The sequence below is a fragment of the Ruegeria sp. CH2 genome (assembly GCF_056537065.1).
This window is the reverse complement of sequence record NZ_JBQFQV010000001.1, coordinates 750,083-763,015: the sequence shown is the minus strand read 5'-3', so window position 1 is coordinate 763,015 and position 12,933 is coordinate 750,083. Positions and strand designations below refer to the sequence as shown.

General features: G+C 57.5%; 15 protein-coding genes. 7 read left to right on the top strand and 8 right to left on the bottom strand.

Annotation, left to right across the window (positions count from 1 at the left end; genetic code table 11):
- Window positions 1-19 precede the first annotated feature (19 nt).
- From ACR0M9_RS03810 to ACR0M9_RS03800, 3 genes are read left to right on the top strand one after another with little or no spacing between them, the layout of a single operon-like run.
- The gene (locus ACR0M9_RS03810; RefSeq protein ID WP_267366837.1) at window positions 20-793 is read left to right on the top strand and encodes a heme ABC transporter permease; all 774 of its coding nucleotides are present in this window, start codon (window positions 20-22) and stop codon (window positions 791-793) included.
- Window positions 790-948, top strand: coding sequence for a heme exporter protein CcmD (gene ccmD, locus ACR0M9_RS03805; protein WP_209503508.1), 159 nt, complete (start codon window positions 790-792; stop codon window positions 946-948). Before ACR0M9_RS03810 ends, ccmD begins: the two co-directional genes overlap by 4 nt.
- Entirely contained in the window at window positions 941-1,477 is a 537-nt protein-coding gene (locus tag ACR0M9_RS03800) for a DsbE family thiol:disulfide interchange protein (RefSeq protein ID WP_480772869.1), read from the top strand. Before ccmD ends, ACR0M9_RS03800 begins: the two co-directional genes overlap by 8 nt.
- Before the next feature lie 18 nt (window positions 1,478-1,495).
- Here ACR0M9_RS03800 and ACR0M9_RS03795 read toward each other — a convergent pair whose 3' ends face one another.
- Both ACR0M9_RS03795 and acnA read right to left on the bottom strand, forming a co-directional pair.
- Window positions 1,496-1,780 (bottom strand): putative quinol monooxygenase, encoded by a 285-nt coding sequence (locus ACR0M9_RS03795; protein WP_480772868.1) that lies wholly within the window; start codon window positions 1,778-1,780, stop codon window positions 1,496-1,498.
- A 126-nt stretch (window positions 1,781-1,906) separates the two neighbouring features.
- The gene (gene acnA / locus ACR0M9_RS03790) at window positions 1,907-4,597 is read right to left on the bottom strand and encodes an aconitate hydratase AcnA (protein ID WP_480772867.1); all 2,691 of its coding nucleotides are present in this window, start codon (window positions 4,595-4,597) and stop codon (window positions 1,907-1,909) included.
- 226 nt (window positions 4,598-4,823) lie between these two features.
- Between acnA and ACR0M9_RS03785 the strand changes: the two genes are divergently transcribed.
- Complete coding sequence (locus ACR0M9_RS03785; protein WP_480538141.1) at window positions 4,824-5,525, top strand: DUF1223 domain-containing protein; 702 nt, start codon at window positions 4,824-4,826, stop codon at window positions 5,523-5,525.
- Here ACR0M9_RS03785 and ACR0M9_RS03780 read toward each other — a convergent pair whose 3' ends face one another.
- The 5 genes from ACR0M9_RS03780 to purB all read right to left on the bottom strand — a co-directional run bounded on the left by ACR0M9_RS03780 (window position 5,526) and on the right by purB (window position 9,965).
- Window positions 5,526-6,449 (bottom strand): lysophospholipid acyltransferase family protein, encoded by a 924-nt coding sequence (locus tag ACR0M9_RS03780; RefSeq protein ID WP_480480353.1) that lies wholly within the window; start codon window positions 6,447-6,449, stop codon window positions 5,526-5,528. It abuts the gene before it with no gap.
- A gap of 120 nt (window positions 6,450-6,569) precedes the next feature.
- The gene (locus ACR0M9_RS03775; RefSeq protein ID WP_480772866.1) at window positions 6,570-7,670 is read right to left on the bottom strand and encodes a flagellar motor switch protein FliG; all 1,101 of its coding nucleotides are present in this window, start codon (window positions 7,668-7,670) and stop codon (window positions 6,570-6,572) included.
- A gap of 69 nt (window positions 7,671-7,739) precedes the next feature.
- A complete protein-coding gene (locus tag ACR0M9_RS03770) occupies window positions 7,740-8,282 on the bottom strand; it encodes a tetratricopeptide repeat protein (protein WP_267364901.1) in 543 nt (180 codons plus the stop codon).
- A gap of 102 nt (window positions 8,283-8,384) precedes the next feature.
- Window positions 8,385-8,537: a hypothetical protein gene (locus ACR0M9_RS03765; RefSeq protein ID WP_480504699.1), complete on the bottom strand. Its 153-nt coding sequence runs from the start codon at window positions 8,535-8,537 to the stop codon at window positions 8,385-8,387.
- 123 nt (window positions 8,538-8,660) lie between these two features.
- Window positions 8,661-9,965 carry an adenylosuccinate lyase gene (gene purB, locus ACR0M9_RS03760; protein ID WP_480772865.1) on the bottom strand — a complete coding sequence of 435 codons (1,305 nt, stop codon included), beginning with the start codon at window positions 9,963-9,965 and terminating at the stop codon, window positions 8,661-8,663.
- 354 nt (window positions 9,966-10,319) lie between these two features.
- Here purB and ACR0M9_RS03755 point away from each other — a divergent pair, with 354 nt between their 5' ends.
- The gene (locus ACR0M9_RS03755) at window positions 10,320-10,880 is read left to right on the top strand and encodes a hypothetical protein (RefSeq protein ID WP_480772864.1); all 561 of its coding nucleotides are present in this window, start codon (window positions 10,320-10,322) and stop codon (window positions 10,878-10,880) included.
- Between the two features lie 11 nt (window positions 10,881-10,891).
- The gene (locus ACR0M9_RS03750) at window positions 10,892-11,209 is read left to right on the top strand and encodes a hypothetical protein (protein ID WP_480772863.1); all 318 of its coding nucleotides are present in this window, start codon (window positions 10,892-10,894) and stop codon (window positions 11,207-11,209) included.
- Between the two features lie 32 nt (window positions 11,210-11,241).
- Here ACR0M9_RS03750 and ACR0M9_RS03745 read toward each other — a convergent pair whose 3' ends face one another.
- Window positions 11,242-12,456: a bifunctional alpha/beta hydrolase/OsmC family protein gene (locus ACR0M9_RS03745; RefSeq protein ID WP_480485262.1), complete on the bottom strand. Its 1,215-nt coding sequence runs from the start codon at window positions 12,454-12,456 to the stop codon at window positions 11,242-11,244.
- A gap of 275 nt (window positions 12,457-12,731) precedes the next feature.
- Between ACR0M9_RS03745 and ACR0M9_RS03740 the strand changes: the two genes are divergently transcribed.
- On the top strand, window positions 12,732-12,926 hold the full coding sequence (locus ACR0M9_RS03740; protein ID WP_480485263.1) for a hypothetical protein: 195 nt from the start codon (window positions 12,732-12,734) through the stop codon (window positions 12,924-12,926).
- The last annotated feature ends 7 nt before the right edge of the window (window positions 12,927-12,933 follow it).

Below are 12,933 nucleotides of genomic sequence, written 5' to 3'. Positions count from 1 at the left end.
CTCGGACTAGATAGGGCCCATGTCAATCGCAGCCAAAGCCAACGCCCTCTGGGAATATGCCAACCCGCGCAAGTTTCTTGAAACCAGCGAACGGGTCCTGCCGTTTTTCTGGATCGTCTCGATCCTCTGCATCGTTGTCGGTCTGACCTGGGGCTTTTTCTTTACACCGGACGACTACAAGCAGGGGTCGACGGTCAAGATCATCTATTTGCATGTTCCGGCGGCCCTGATGGCGATCAATTGCTGGCTGATGATGCTGGCCACCTCATTGGTCTGGCTGGTGCGTCGCCACCATGTCAGCGCGCTTGCGGCACGGGCTGCTGCACCGATCGGGATTGTAATGACCCTGATTGCGCTGCTGACCGGGGCCATCTGGGGACAGCCCATGTGGGGCACATGGTGGGCCTGGGATCCGCGCCTGACATCGTTTCTGATCCTGTTTCTGTTCTACCTTGGCTATGTCGCCTTGTGGGAAGCTATCGAGGATCCTGATACCGCAGCCGATCTGACCTCGGTTCTGTGCCTGGTTGGGTCGGTCTTTGCGATCCTCAGCCGGTATGCGGTGAATTTCTGGAATCAGGGCCTGCATCAGGGCGCATCGGTCATGCGGGCCGGGGCCGTTACCGGGGCGGATACGGAAGAGAAAGTCAGCAATGTCTTTTTCTACCCTCTGCTGGCCTGCATCATCGGATTTGTTCTGCTGTTCATCGCCTTGGTGTTGTACCGCACCGGAACGGAAATTCGCGCCCGTCGTATCAAGGCGCTACAGGCACGGGAAAGGGTAGGCGGATGATCCCCGATCTTGGAAAATATGCAGACGCTGTTTTGTCGTCTTATGCTGTTTCCATCGCTCTTATCGTGGCGCTAGTTGCGTTCAGCGTGATGCGCGGGCGCAAGGTGCGCGCGGAAATGGAGAAGGTCGAACAGAGGATGTCGCGCAATGGCTAAAGTCTCGCCCCTTATGATTGCGCCGCCTCTGATTTTTGGCGCATTTGCGGTTCTCGCAGGCATCGGCATGTTTCGCGAAGATCCCAACGCCTTACCCTCGGCCCGCGAAGGGCAACCAGCGCCGCCCGTGGTTCTAACCGAGTTTCCGGGAAAGACCCTTTTCGACGACGAAACGCTGCGCGACGGAGAGGTCAAGCTGGTCAACTATTGGGCCAGTTGGTGCGCGCCATGCCGTGCCGAGCATCCCAACCTTGAGGCATTGGCAGCTGAAGGCATCCCGGTTTACGGCATTAACTACAAAGACAAGCTGAGCAATGCCGTGGCTTTCCTGGATAATCTTGGCGATCCGTACACTGCCATCGGCCGCGACGAACAGGGCCGCATGGCGATTGATTGGGGTTTGTACGGTGTTCCCGAGACCTACGTGATCGACGGTGATGGAACGATCATTCTGCGCTTTGCAGGCCCGATCACGCAACGTGTCATCGAAAACACCATCCGGCCTGCGCTTGAGAAAGCGGCAGAGTAGGGTCTTTCAACCTCTGGTTCAGGCGAGCTGGTAGGTTTGGAAATCCTGCTCGACCTCAAGAAAATCGTTGATTCGCAGAAAATCGCCTTTGTCGGCACGCCAGTTCAGGTAGGCTTCAAGCGCGTCGGGGTTTTCCCAGATGTGAACAACGACTTGTTCGTTGTTTGCGGGCGAGAGCAGAAGATAAGCGGCACGACATCCGGGGAATTTTCGGGTTTCGGCAACCAGATCCCCGATCAGTTTGGCAAGCGCCGCGAATTTCCCCGGCAGGGGCGTGGATTTGACAATGACGACTTCCTGCATACGCTTCTCCGGTTTTTGTAGCAGGGTCAAGGAATCCACTTAAAAATGCGTGAACGGGATACTGAAATACAGAAAAGGAAAGGGCGCCCCGCAGGCGCCCCTGTCATTTGTCCAGACCGGTTAGGCTTAGTTGGCCTTCGCCAGATTTCTCAGCACGTAATGCAGCACACCGCCGTTTTCGATGTATTCGATCTCAGGCGCGGTATCGATCCGGCATTTCAACTGGATGGTTGTCTCAGCCCCGTCTGCATAGGTGATGGTGCAGGGCACGACCTGCAGCGGCTCGACCGTATCCAGCCCATGGATCGAGACGGTTTCGTCCCCCTTCAGACCCAGGGTTTTGCGGGTATCTCCACCGGTGAATTCGAACGGGATCACGCCCATGCCGACCAAATTGGACCGGTGGATTCGCTCAAAGCTTTCTGCAATCACGGCTTTGACGCCCAGCAGTGCGGTGCCCTTGGCCGCCCAGTCGCGGCTTGAGCCTGCGCCGTATTGTTCGCCACCAAACACGACTAGCGGAGTGCCATTGGCCTGATAGGCCATCGAGGCATCGTAGATCGAAGTCTGTTCACCATCCGGACCTTTGGTATATCCGCCTTCAACTCCGTCCAACATCTCGTTCTTGATGCGGATATTGGCAAAGGTACCGCGCATCATGACTTCGTGATTGCCCCGTCGCGAGCCGTATGAGTTGAATTCACGTGGCTGAACCTGACGGTCGGTCAGATATTTGCCAGCCGGCGTCGTGGTTGCGAATGATCCCGCAGGTGAGATGTGGTCGGTGGTCACCATGTCGCCCAGAATGGCCAGAACTTTAGCGCCTTCGATGTTCGAGATCGTGCCCGGTTCCGCCCCCATACCCTGGAAATAGGGCGGGTTCTGGATGTAGGTCGACGTTGGCGGCCAGTCATAGGTTTCCTGTTGCGGTACCTCGACGCTTTGCCATTTCTCATCCCCTTTGAAGACATCCGCATATTTTGACTGGAACGCTTCGCGGGTTACGGTCGCTTCAACCAGTTCCGCGATTTCGCTTTGGGTTGGCCAGATGTCCTTCATGAAGACGTCGTTGCCATCCTTGTCCTGACCGATGGGCTCGGACGTCAGATCGATGTCGAGCGTACCTGCCAGCGCATAGACAACAACCAACGGCGGTGAAGCCAGGTAGTTCGCGCGGACATCCGGTGAGATACGGCCTTCGAAGTTCCGGTTGCCGGACAGAACCGACGTGGCGACAAGATCGCCCTCGGCAATGGCTTCCGAGATTTCCTTCTGGATCGGGCCCGAGTTGCCGATGCAGGTGGTGCAGCCGTACCCAACAAGGTTGAAACCAACCTTGTCCAGATCATCTTGCAGTCCAGCGGCCTCAAGGTAGGCCGATACAACCTGCGAACCGGGTGCCAGCGAGGTTTTGACCCAAGGCTTGCGGTTCAGACCCAGCGCTGCGGCTTTGCGGGCCACAAGGCCAGCACCGATCATCACGTAAGGGTTCGAAGTGTTGGTGCAGGAGGTGATCGAAGCAATTACAACCTTGCCCGACTCCATGGTGTAGTCTTCGCCCTTGACGGCGACTTCCTTGCCCATGGGGCGCTTGAAGGTCTCTTTCATTTCCCTGGTGAAAGCGGCCTTGGCGTCGGTCAGTGCGACGTAGTCCTGCGGGCGTTTCGGTCCTGAAATTGCAGGAACGATCAAGCCCATGTCCAGCGATAGCGTGTCCGTGTAGATCGGCGCATAATCCGGGCCTCTCCAGAACCCGTTTTCCTTGGCATAGGCTTCGACCAGCGCGATGCGGTCTTCGTCGCGGCCAGTGTTGCGCATGTAGCGCAGGGTCTCGCCGTCGATCGGGAAGAAGCCGCAGGTCGCGCCGTATTCCGGCGCCATATTGGCGATGGTTGCACGGTCAGCCAGCGGCAGGCGGTCCAGCCCTTCGCCATAAAATTCGACGAATTTGCCCACCACGCCCTTGGCGCGCAGCATTTCGACAACCTTCAGAACAAGGTCCGTACCGGTGGTGCCTTCGACCATCGAGCCGGTCAACTCGAAGCCGATCACCTCGGGGATCAGCATCGAGATCGGCTGACCCAGCATTGCGGCCTCGGCCTCGATCCCGCCGACGCCCCAACCCAGAACGGCCATGCCATTGACCATGGTGGTGTGGCTGTCGGTGCCAACCAGCGTGTCAGGATAGGCAACTTCTTCGCCGTTCTGATCGGTGTCAGTCCAGACAGTCTGTGCCAGATATTCCAGGTTCACCTGATGACAGATACCGGTGCCGGGAGGCACAACGCGGAAATTGTTGAACGCGTTCTGACCCCATTTCAGGAACTGATAGCGTTCCATGTTGCGCTCGTATTCGCGGTCGACGTTCATCTGGAACGCACGCGGGTTACCGAACTCGTCGATCATGACCGAGTGGTCGATAACCAGGTCGACCGGGTTCAGCGGGTTGATCTTTTGTGCGTCGCCGCCCAGGCCCTTGATCCCGTCGCGCATGGCAGCCAGATCGACCACCGCTGGAACACCGGTGAAGTCCTGCATCAGCACGCGGGCAGGGCGGTACGCAATCTCGCGCGGGTTCTTGCCGCCATTGGCACCCCATTCGGCAAATGCCTTGATGTCATCGACCGAGACCGAAAAGCCGCTGTCTTCAAATCGGAGCATGTTTTCCAGCACGACTTTCAACGCGGCAGGAAGGTTGGAGAAATCACCCAAACCGGCCTGCTGCGCGGCGGGGATCGAATAGTAGGAAATGGATTTGCCATTCACGTTCAGGCTGCGGCGTGTCTTAGCGGTATCCTGTCCGACTTTAATGGGCATCGGGTGGCCTCCCTTCTCAAATGACTTGGATTTCGGGCATCGCTGAATGTTATCTGCATCACCCAAGCCGCTGGTTCAAGGTTCAATGACACTGGATTTGCAATTTTGTATACCATTGCACACATTTAGGCGGAGAATTGCAAGTACCGCCCTCAAGAAACGTTGATTGGCGGTTGAAGGGCAAAACGGCTATCCCAGAGAACACCCGCTTTATCCGAGAGTTTTTATGTTCAGACCCGCTGCTTTGACCGCCCTGATATCCTGCCTGCTCGCCACCCAGTCCATGGCCGGTGAGGATCCTGTGGTGGTTGAGCTGTTCACCTCACAGGGGTGTTCGTCTTGCCCGCCGGCGGACCGGATCATGCATGAGCTGGCTAAACGCGACGATGTCATCGGGCTGGCGCTGCATGTCGACTATTGGGATTACATCGGCTGGAAGGACGAATATGCCGATCCTGATCACACGCTCCGGCAACGGGCCTATGCCCGCGAAAACGGAAAATCCATGATCTATACGCCCCAGATGATCATAAATGGTCAGCACGATATTGTCGGCGCTCAGGCTCAGGAGCTCGACCGTCTGATTGATGCGCATCTAAAGGCCGCCCCCGAGGCAGCGGTGACAGCAATCCGAGACGCTGACGAAGTGACCGTGAGTGTGACGCCTGTAGAATTGCCCGAAGGTGAGACCTATGACGTGCGTATCGTTCAGTATTCGCCTCTGCGCCATGCCTCGATCCGCCGTGGTGAACTAGCAGGGCGGGAATTGGATTATGCCAATGTTGTCGAGACCTGGCAGATTGCGGGCCGGTGGGATGGGCAAACGCCGCAGACATACTCGGCGCAGCTTGAACCAGGCTTGCCAGCCGTCGTGCTTGTGCAAAGGGCCGGTCACGGGCCAATAGTTGCCGCGTCTTGGGCCAAGTGATCAGGGCATGTCGTCCGGTTGAACGCCAAGCCCGTTCCAGCTTTTCCAACGCCGATGGATCCAGAACCACTGTCCCATATGCTGCCGCACGATCTGTTCCAGATCGTCATTGGTGAACTGAGTCATCGTCTTTGGGTCCGTGTGCGGAACGGGATCATGCAGGATGATTTCAAAGTCGATGCCATTAGGCTGGCGCACGGCATAGCACGGTATCAGTACGGCCTTGTACTTGATGGCCAGCTCTGCGTTCAGCACGGATGTCACGGCAGGCTTGCCAAAGAATGTCAGCTCTTCGCCCCCCAGCGCATGCAGGTCGGACACGATGGCAATGATTCCACCGTTCTTGAGTGACCGGACCATTTCGACCATACCACGCCGCCCCTGTTCGAACATCGGCGCGCCGGTTTTGTAAAAGGCTTCGACATAGGCGTCGTTGAAATAGGGATTGGCCATCCGCCGGTAGAGGCATCCAATCGGCTTGCCGCTGTGTTTCTGCAGGGCAACACGCGCGGCCAGATAGTGACCGAAATGCGCCGTGATCATCATCACCGGACGCCCTTCGGCAATCGCGGCGTCAAACGCAGCAATACCGGGCCCGGATATCTTGGCGTTCACCTGACGTTCGATGAAACCTTCGGGTGAGAAATGCTCCATTATTGCCCGACCGGCATTATCCGACACGTCACGATAGATCTTTGTGATCTCGGCGTCAGACAATTCAGGGCAGGTGAGCTTTAGATTCCGGCGGACACGGGTGCGAAATCCAACGACGGGCGCAAGGGTTTTCATGATTGCACCCATGGTTGCTATGCGCCTTTCATAAGGAAGCAGGCGCATAGCGCCGATGATTCCCTGCAGGAGCAGATTGGCGACATAGTATTTTCCAAGCTCAAACCGGCTGAGCTCCGACTTTTCGACGGGCATGGAGGTGTCTCACCGCGTGTTGCGAAATGTTGCCTCAGACATACAACCCGGTACCCGTAACCTCAAGCACCCTGGCGAAATGGCTGCCCTAACGATCTGGCGGGTGCGCCTTTTCCTGCCTCAACCCGTGTTTTCGTCGTCTTCCTTTTCAATCAGCGCAATTGTTCCGGCGTCAGACAAGGTACGAACCGTCCCAACGATCTGGGTCATGGCATCTTCGGCCTCAGATTGCTTGACCCGCCCGCGTTCCGCGATTTCCTCGCGCAGGTTTTCTGCCATGCGAGAGGAGATATTCGACAGCAGAAACTCGACAGATGCCTTGTCATCATCCGCGGCGGCACCAGCAAGGGCCGCGACCAGAACAGGCTGATCGACTTCCCGTAATATGGCTGGAACATCACGTGGGGAAATCCGGCTGGAGATATGGGCGAAGGTAAAGATCGAGCGGCGCACCAGATCGGCAAAATCGGCGTCGTCCTCATCCAGCGCGTTCAGCAGGTCGTCGCGCGTGGCGGACGCAGACTGGTTCAGAATCGCACCCACACGCGCGCCCGGACCGTCATTGAAGGCCTGAACAGGCCGCTGATCCAGTTGAGCAGCCAGTGACCAGCCGATCCGCTCAACCGCTTCGGGTGTGACATTTGCTGTTTTCGAAATTGCGTAGGTGATCCGCCGCGCCACCGGACCCGGCATGTGGCCCAGCATCTGTGCCGCCTGTGCTGTATCCATTTTTGAAAGCATCACAGCGGCCACTTCAGTGCTTTCCGCCTGTGCCATGGCCGCAAGGTCCTGGGCCGGAATGTCGCGCAACCTTTGCCAGGGATCACCGATCTGGCGAACTCCGGCAACTTTGCGCAAACGCGCCGCTGTTGCGGGCGTGATCTTTCCGCTGACGGCATCCAAGGCTCCGGCAAGCCCATGTGGAAAGGCCAGACCGACATTGTCCAGGGCTTCGCTGAATTCCTGTGCCACAGCACCCAGAGTCACCCGGTCCACAAGGCCCATTTCCCCCAATTGGTGTGTCAGTTTTTCTTGCAGGTCATCGGGAAGTTCCTCCAACGGAAGATCGGCGCCTTCGTTCAACAACAGGCGCACGACGACAGCTGCCTTCTGACGGCTGGTCAAAGATCGGGGAACAAGGCGCGGGTTGTCGCCACCCTCTGCGGAAAACGGGGCCGAAGCCCCTTGAACCGTTTGAATTAATGCGTTGGTGTTCTGCATCTGCCTGTGGAGCCAAAGTTTTCGAACCACAGGCAGATTAGAGAGAGTCGGGTTAAATAACCCTGAACCTTAATAGCTGTATGTCAGGCCCGTTCGGATCGCTTCGCGCAGCGACGCCTCGGCCCATGTGCCTTCGCCGCCGCGGGCCTTTATTTCACGCCATTGCTCGATCGCCAGATCGGTTCGGCCTTCGGACACAAACCCCTGCGCCATGTAGCTGCGCGCCAATAGATTGTCTGGATTGGCATTGATCGCGTTTTGATAAAAGACATTTGCCAGTTCCAGCTCGCCCATTTTGCGATAGGTGAAACCCCAATAGGTCAGGACACGATCGTCGTCCTGATCCATGATGCGCAGAATGTCCTGAGCGTGCCCGTATTGCCCGTCATACGCCAGTTCGCGGACCGCATTATACAGCTGATCATCGGTCAGGTTTGACTTGTCGGGTTTGACGCATTTTCCACGGGTTTCGTCATATACACGGCCGAACAGGCATTTCTTGGTCGTATTCGTAGGTTTCGGCGGGCTGCTGCTGTCACCGCCTGCGGCATGGACAGCTGGCGCGAAGGCAAAGGCTTGCAAGGCAAGGGCAGAAGCTAACAAAAGGCGCATTTCTTTACTCCGTTCTCGGGGCTCTTATTGAAATCATAGTGTGATCTACAAAAAAGCTAACAGTGGAACGGTCGCTTTTATTCACGAACTGGACAAAAATTGTCAGCTGTTGACAGATTTCGCGCAGCTTTTTGTTTCAGTATCCCAGGCCGTACCGGGTGCGCAGGATTGGGTCTGTTTGGAATGCTCTTCGCAGGCAAGCCCGACCGAGGCCACAAGAACCAGTGCCAATGCGCTTAGGAGTGTTCGGATCATGATGTTTCCCTCGTATGGAAAAAGCACATGCAGGATACCGCATTTCCGTTGATCTGGCAAAAAGCAAGGGGGTGCTCTGCATATGGCAGAGCACCCCCGGCTAACAGACTGAAAAGATAACCGTTATTCGCCAAACACGCGCGCAAAGATCGTATCGACATGCTTGGTGTGATACCCGAGGTCGAATTTCTCTTCAATCTCCGCAGGGCTGAGTGCGGCAGTTACATCAGCATCCGCCAACAGTTCCTCCTTGAAGTCGGTGCGGTGTTCCCAAACCTTCAACGCGTTGCGCTGTACCATGGCATAGGCGTCCTCACGGCTGACACCTGCCTGGGTCAGGGCCAACAAAACGCGCTGGCTCATCACAAGGCCTGGGAACTTGTTCATGTTCTCGATCATGTTCTCAGGGAAGATCAGCATCTTGTCGATCACGCCTGTCAGGCGGGCCAAGGCAAAATCCAGCGTGATTGTGGCGTCCGGCCCGATCATGCGCTCGACCGATGAGTGCGAGATATCGCGTTCGTGCCAGAGCGCAACATTCTCCATCGCCGGTATTACGGCCGCGCGGACCATGCGCGCCAGACCGGTCAGGTTCTCAGTCAACACCGGGTTTTTCTTGTGCGGCATCGCCGAAGAGCCTTTCTGGCCCATCGAGAAGAACTCAGCCCCCTCCAGTACCTCGGTCCGCTGCATGTGGCGGATTTCGATGGCGATGTTCTCGATGCTGCTGGCGATGACGCCCAGCGTTGCAAAAAAGGCCGCGTGGCGGTCGCGCGGAATGACCTGCGTGCTGATCGGCTCAGGCACCAGACCCAGCTTGTCACAGACATGTTCCTCGACTTGCGGGTCGATATTGGCAAAGGTACCAACCGCGCCGCTGATCGCTCCGGTGGCGATTTCCGCACGTGCATCGCGCATCCGGGACAGGTTGCGGTCCATCTCGGCGTAGAAGCGGGCAAAGGTCAGACCCATGGTTGTCGGTTCGGCGTGGATGCCGTGGCTGCGTCCGATACGAACCGTGTCCTTATGTTCCAACGCGCGGCGCTTGAGCGCGGCCAGAAGCCCTTCTAAATCGGCAATCAGGATGTCGGCGGCGCGGGTCAGCTGTACGTTGAAACAAGTGTCCAGAACGTCCGAGCTGGTCATGCCCTGATGCACAAAACGCGCCTCTTCACTGCCGACATGCTCTGCAAGATGGGTCAGGAAGGCGATAACGTCATGCTTGGTGACGGCCTCGATCTCGTCGATGCGGGCGACATCGAATTCCACATCCTTGGCTTTCCAGACAGCGTCCGCATTTTCGCGCGGGATCACGCCCAGATCCGCCATGGCGTCGCACGCGTGCGCCTCGATCTCGTACCAGATGCGGAACTTGGTCTCAGGCGACCAGATGGCGACCATGTCGGGGCGGGAATAACGGGGAATCATAGGCGACGGCACCTTTTTTGCAGATTGGATGAGGCGTTGGCGCGGGGTTTAGCTGCGTGCGAGGTAGGGAACAAGATGCGAGAGCGCATATGAGACGGTTTGCCCTGATTCTTGCCGTCTGTTCGGGCTTTTCAGCAGCAGACGGGTTCGGGAAACTGTCTTGCAAAGGATATGGCAAGGCAGTGACGGGCAGGGTGCCGCTACAAGGCAGGTTTTGTACCCGCATTAGTTCTCACCGGATCATGCAGCCAGTTGGGGTTGATGCCCGTCTTGACCTTGCTGCCAAGCGATGCTGGACAAACAGCACATTGACTGTTCAATCTGAAAGGAAGGAAATAATCAGGTTATTGAGATATGCGTTTGTTTTCACGTTCGATACTTGCCCTCTGTGGTGCTTTTTGCGTCGGCGCAGCTGCACCAGCACTGGCTGACACACCCGTGACCTACACCGAGGAAGGCCGAGCGCTTTTTCGGTTTGACGTACCCGACTTCTGGATCCTTCGCACCGGCGGCCCGCGCGAGATTGAGGATACCGAACTGGGCGATGCCCGCGCGGTCGCGCGGGTTATGGGGCTCCGGCCGGTGACAGACGACGCAGTGTGGATGGGTTTCGTATCACCTGCGGGGGTTGGAACAATTCAGGGCGGCGTCCGGTACTTGCAGGATATCGACAAGTTTCTGGTCAAAGACCCGACGACGACCAGCACCAGCGATACCCGTATTGGCGGGTTGCCAGCCCGCGTGTTTCGGGGCACCGGGCACCGGGACGGCAAGGGAGTAAGCTTTACCGCCACCGTCATTGACCTTCCGCAAGGCCGGGTTGCCATCGCAGTTGCTATTCTGCGGGACGGGGCAGACCCGATTTATGCAGATGATCTGAACGCCGTATTCGCGTCGTTCCGGGCACTTCAGTGAGGGAGGGAGCGATGAGCATCAGACTGATCAAACGGATGTCCCTTGCGCTGGGGTTGGGGATCGCGACTTTGACGCTGTCGGCCTGTGACGGTGTGACGGTTGGGGTCGGGTACGGGTATGACCCGTTTTACGACTCGATGCTTTGGAACGACTACTACCATGACGTTAATGTGGATATTGACGTTGATCGTCCCAACCGACCTGATCGACCAGTGCGTCCCGAGCGTCCGAGACCGCCTGTGGCCAAACCTCCCGCGCGCCCGCGCCCACCTGTCGCGCGTCCGCCGGTTGCCCGCCCGCCCATTCATCGACCGGGCCCGCGGCGCTAAGGAACAAAAGGCCGCCTGTCAGGCGGCCTTTCTTATGAAAGAAGCTCGGTCGTTATGTGGGCCGAGCCTTCGAGCGTCCGGTGAACCGGGCACTTGTCCGCAATCTCAAGCAAACGTTGCCTTTGCTCCTGATCCAGCGGGCCGCTCAGGCGGATTTTCCGGCGAAACTGGTCCACCTTGCCATCATTCACCAATCCGGCATCCTGTGCGTGAACCTTGTCATGACACACATCGACGCTGACATTTGTCAGGGGCCAGCCTTTGCGCCGGGCGTACATGCGTATTGTCATCGATGTGCAGGCCCCCAAACCGGCCGAGACAAAGCCATAAGGCGACATGCCCTTGTCCGTACCGCCGTAAGATGCGGGCTCATCCGCGACCAGATGGTGGTTTGGACCCGCCTGAATATCCTGCATGAACCCGCCCGGATCTGCTTCGGTTATGCGCACAACGCCCTCTGGCGCTCCCGGTGGCGGAGCGGGTGGGCACAGTTTCACATAGCGTGAAACCCAAGCGGCAATAACATCCGCTGCATATTCGGCGTCAGAGGCGCGCGTGATCAGATGATCGGCGTCGTCGAGAGTTACAAAGCTTTTGGGGTGTTTCGCGGCCAGAAAGATCGCGCTCGCATTGTCGATGCTGACCGTTTCGTCGCGTGGGGCATGAAGGATCAACAGGGCGGCTTTGAGGTCGGCGATTGCAGATGACAGGGCCGATTTGGCAATGTCGTCCACAAAAGCTTTACCTATGCGGAAGGGGCGACCACCCAAAGAGACCTCGGCACTGCCATCCTCTTCGATCTGAGGCAGCGCCGCCTCAAAGTGATGCGACACATGGGCGGGGTCAGCCGGTGCACCCAATGTCACGACGGCTTTTACAGTCGGAATACCAGCCCGCGCCCGCAACACCGCCGCGCCCCCAAGCGAGTGGCCGATCAGCAGGGCAGGTGCCATTTTTCGACCAGCCAGATATTGCGCGGCTGAAATCAGATCCTCGACATTCGAAGTGAAGGTCGTATTGGCAAACTCGCCTTCGGAATGGCCCAGTCCGGTGAAATCGAACCGCAGCACCGCAATGCCCATGGCAGCCAGTCGGGCAGAAATGCGCCGGGCGGCCGGGATATCCTTGGAGCAGGTAAAGCAGTGGGCGAACAGGGCCGTAGCCAGCACCGGTCCGTCCGGCAAATCCAGTCGCGCCGCCAATTGGCTGCCGTCATGTCCGGCAAAAGTGATGCGTTCCGTGGGCATGTCGGCTCCTTGAATGGTACGGGGGAACACGCCCAATACTGTGTATTTGCCCCTTGGGTCACAACCCTTAAGTCACACGCGTAACGGGAAGGTGAGAACGAATGGGTGTTTCACAGACTGCGCAAGATCCCTGCCGCCTTCGGGCCGCATGGCGGCAGAGCTCTTACCTTCTTTTAATATCAAAAAATTTGATGATGGTTCAAACAAACATTCGTTTCACTTATGTCTCTCCACATCCCATTTGTGGTTCCTGAAAGCTGAAACAGGAGACACAGATGTCACATGCAGATATTGCACCCCGGATACCCGACCTGCGTTCACGTATGATCCTGGCTATAGTTTTGGCCGGCGTTGCCGGGTTCGCGATTGGCCAATCCTGGCCCGCGCCCCAAGGTGGTTCACAGGTTCAGGTCAGCCTTGCCACGGAAGATTGGCATGGAAATGTCCGCCGGTCCCATTGGTCGAATTGAGGGCCCG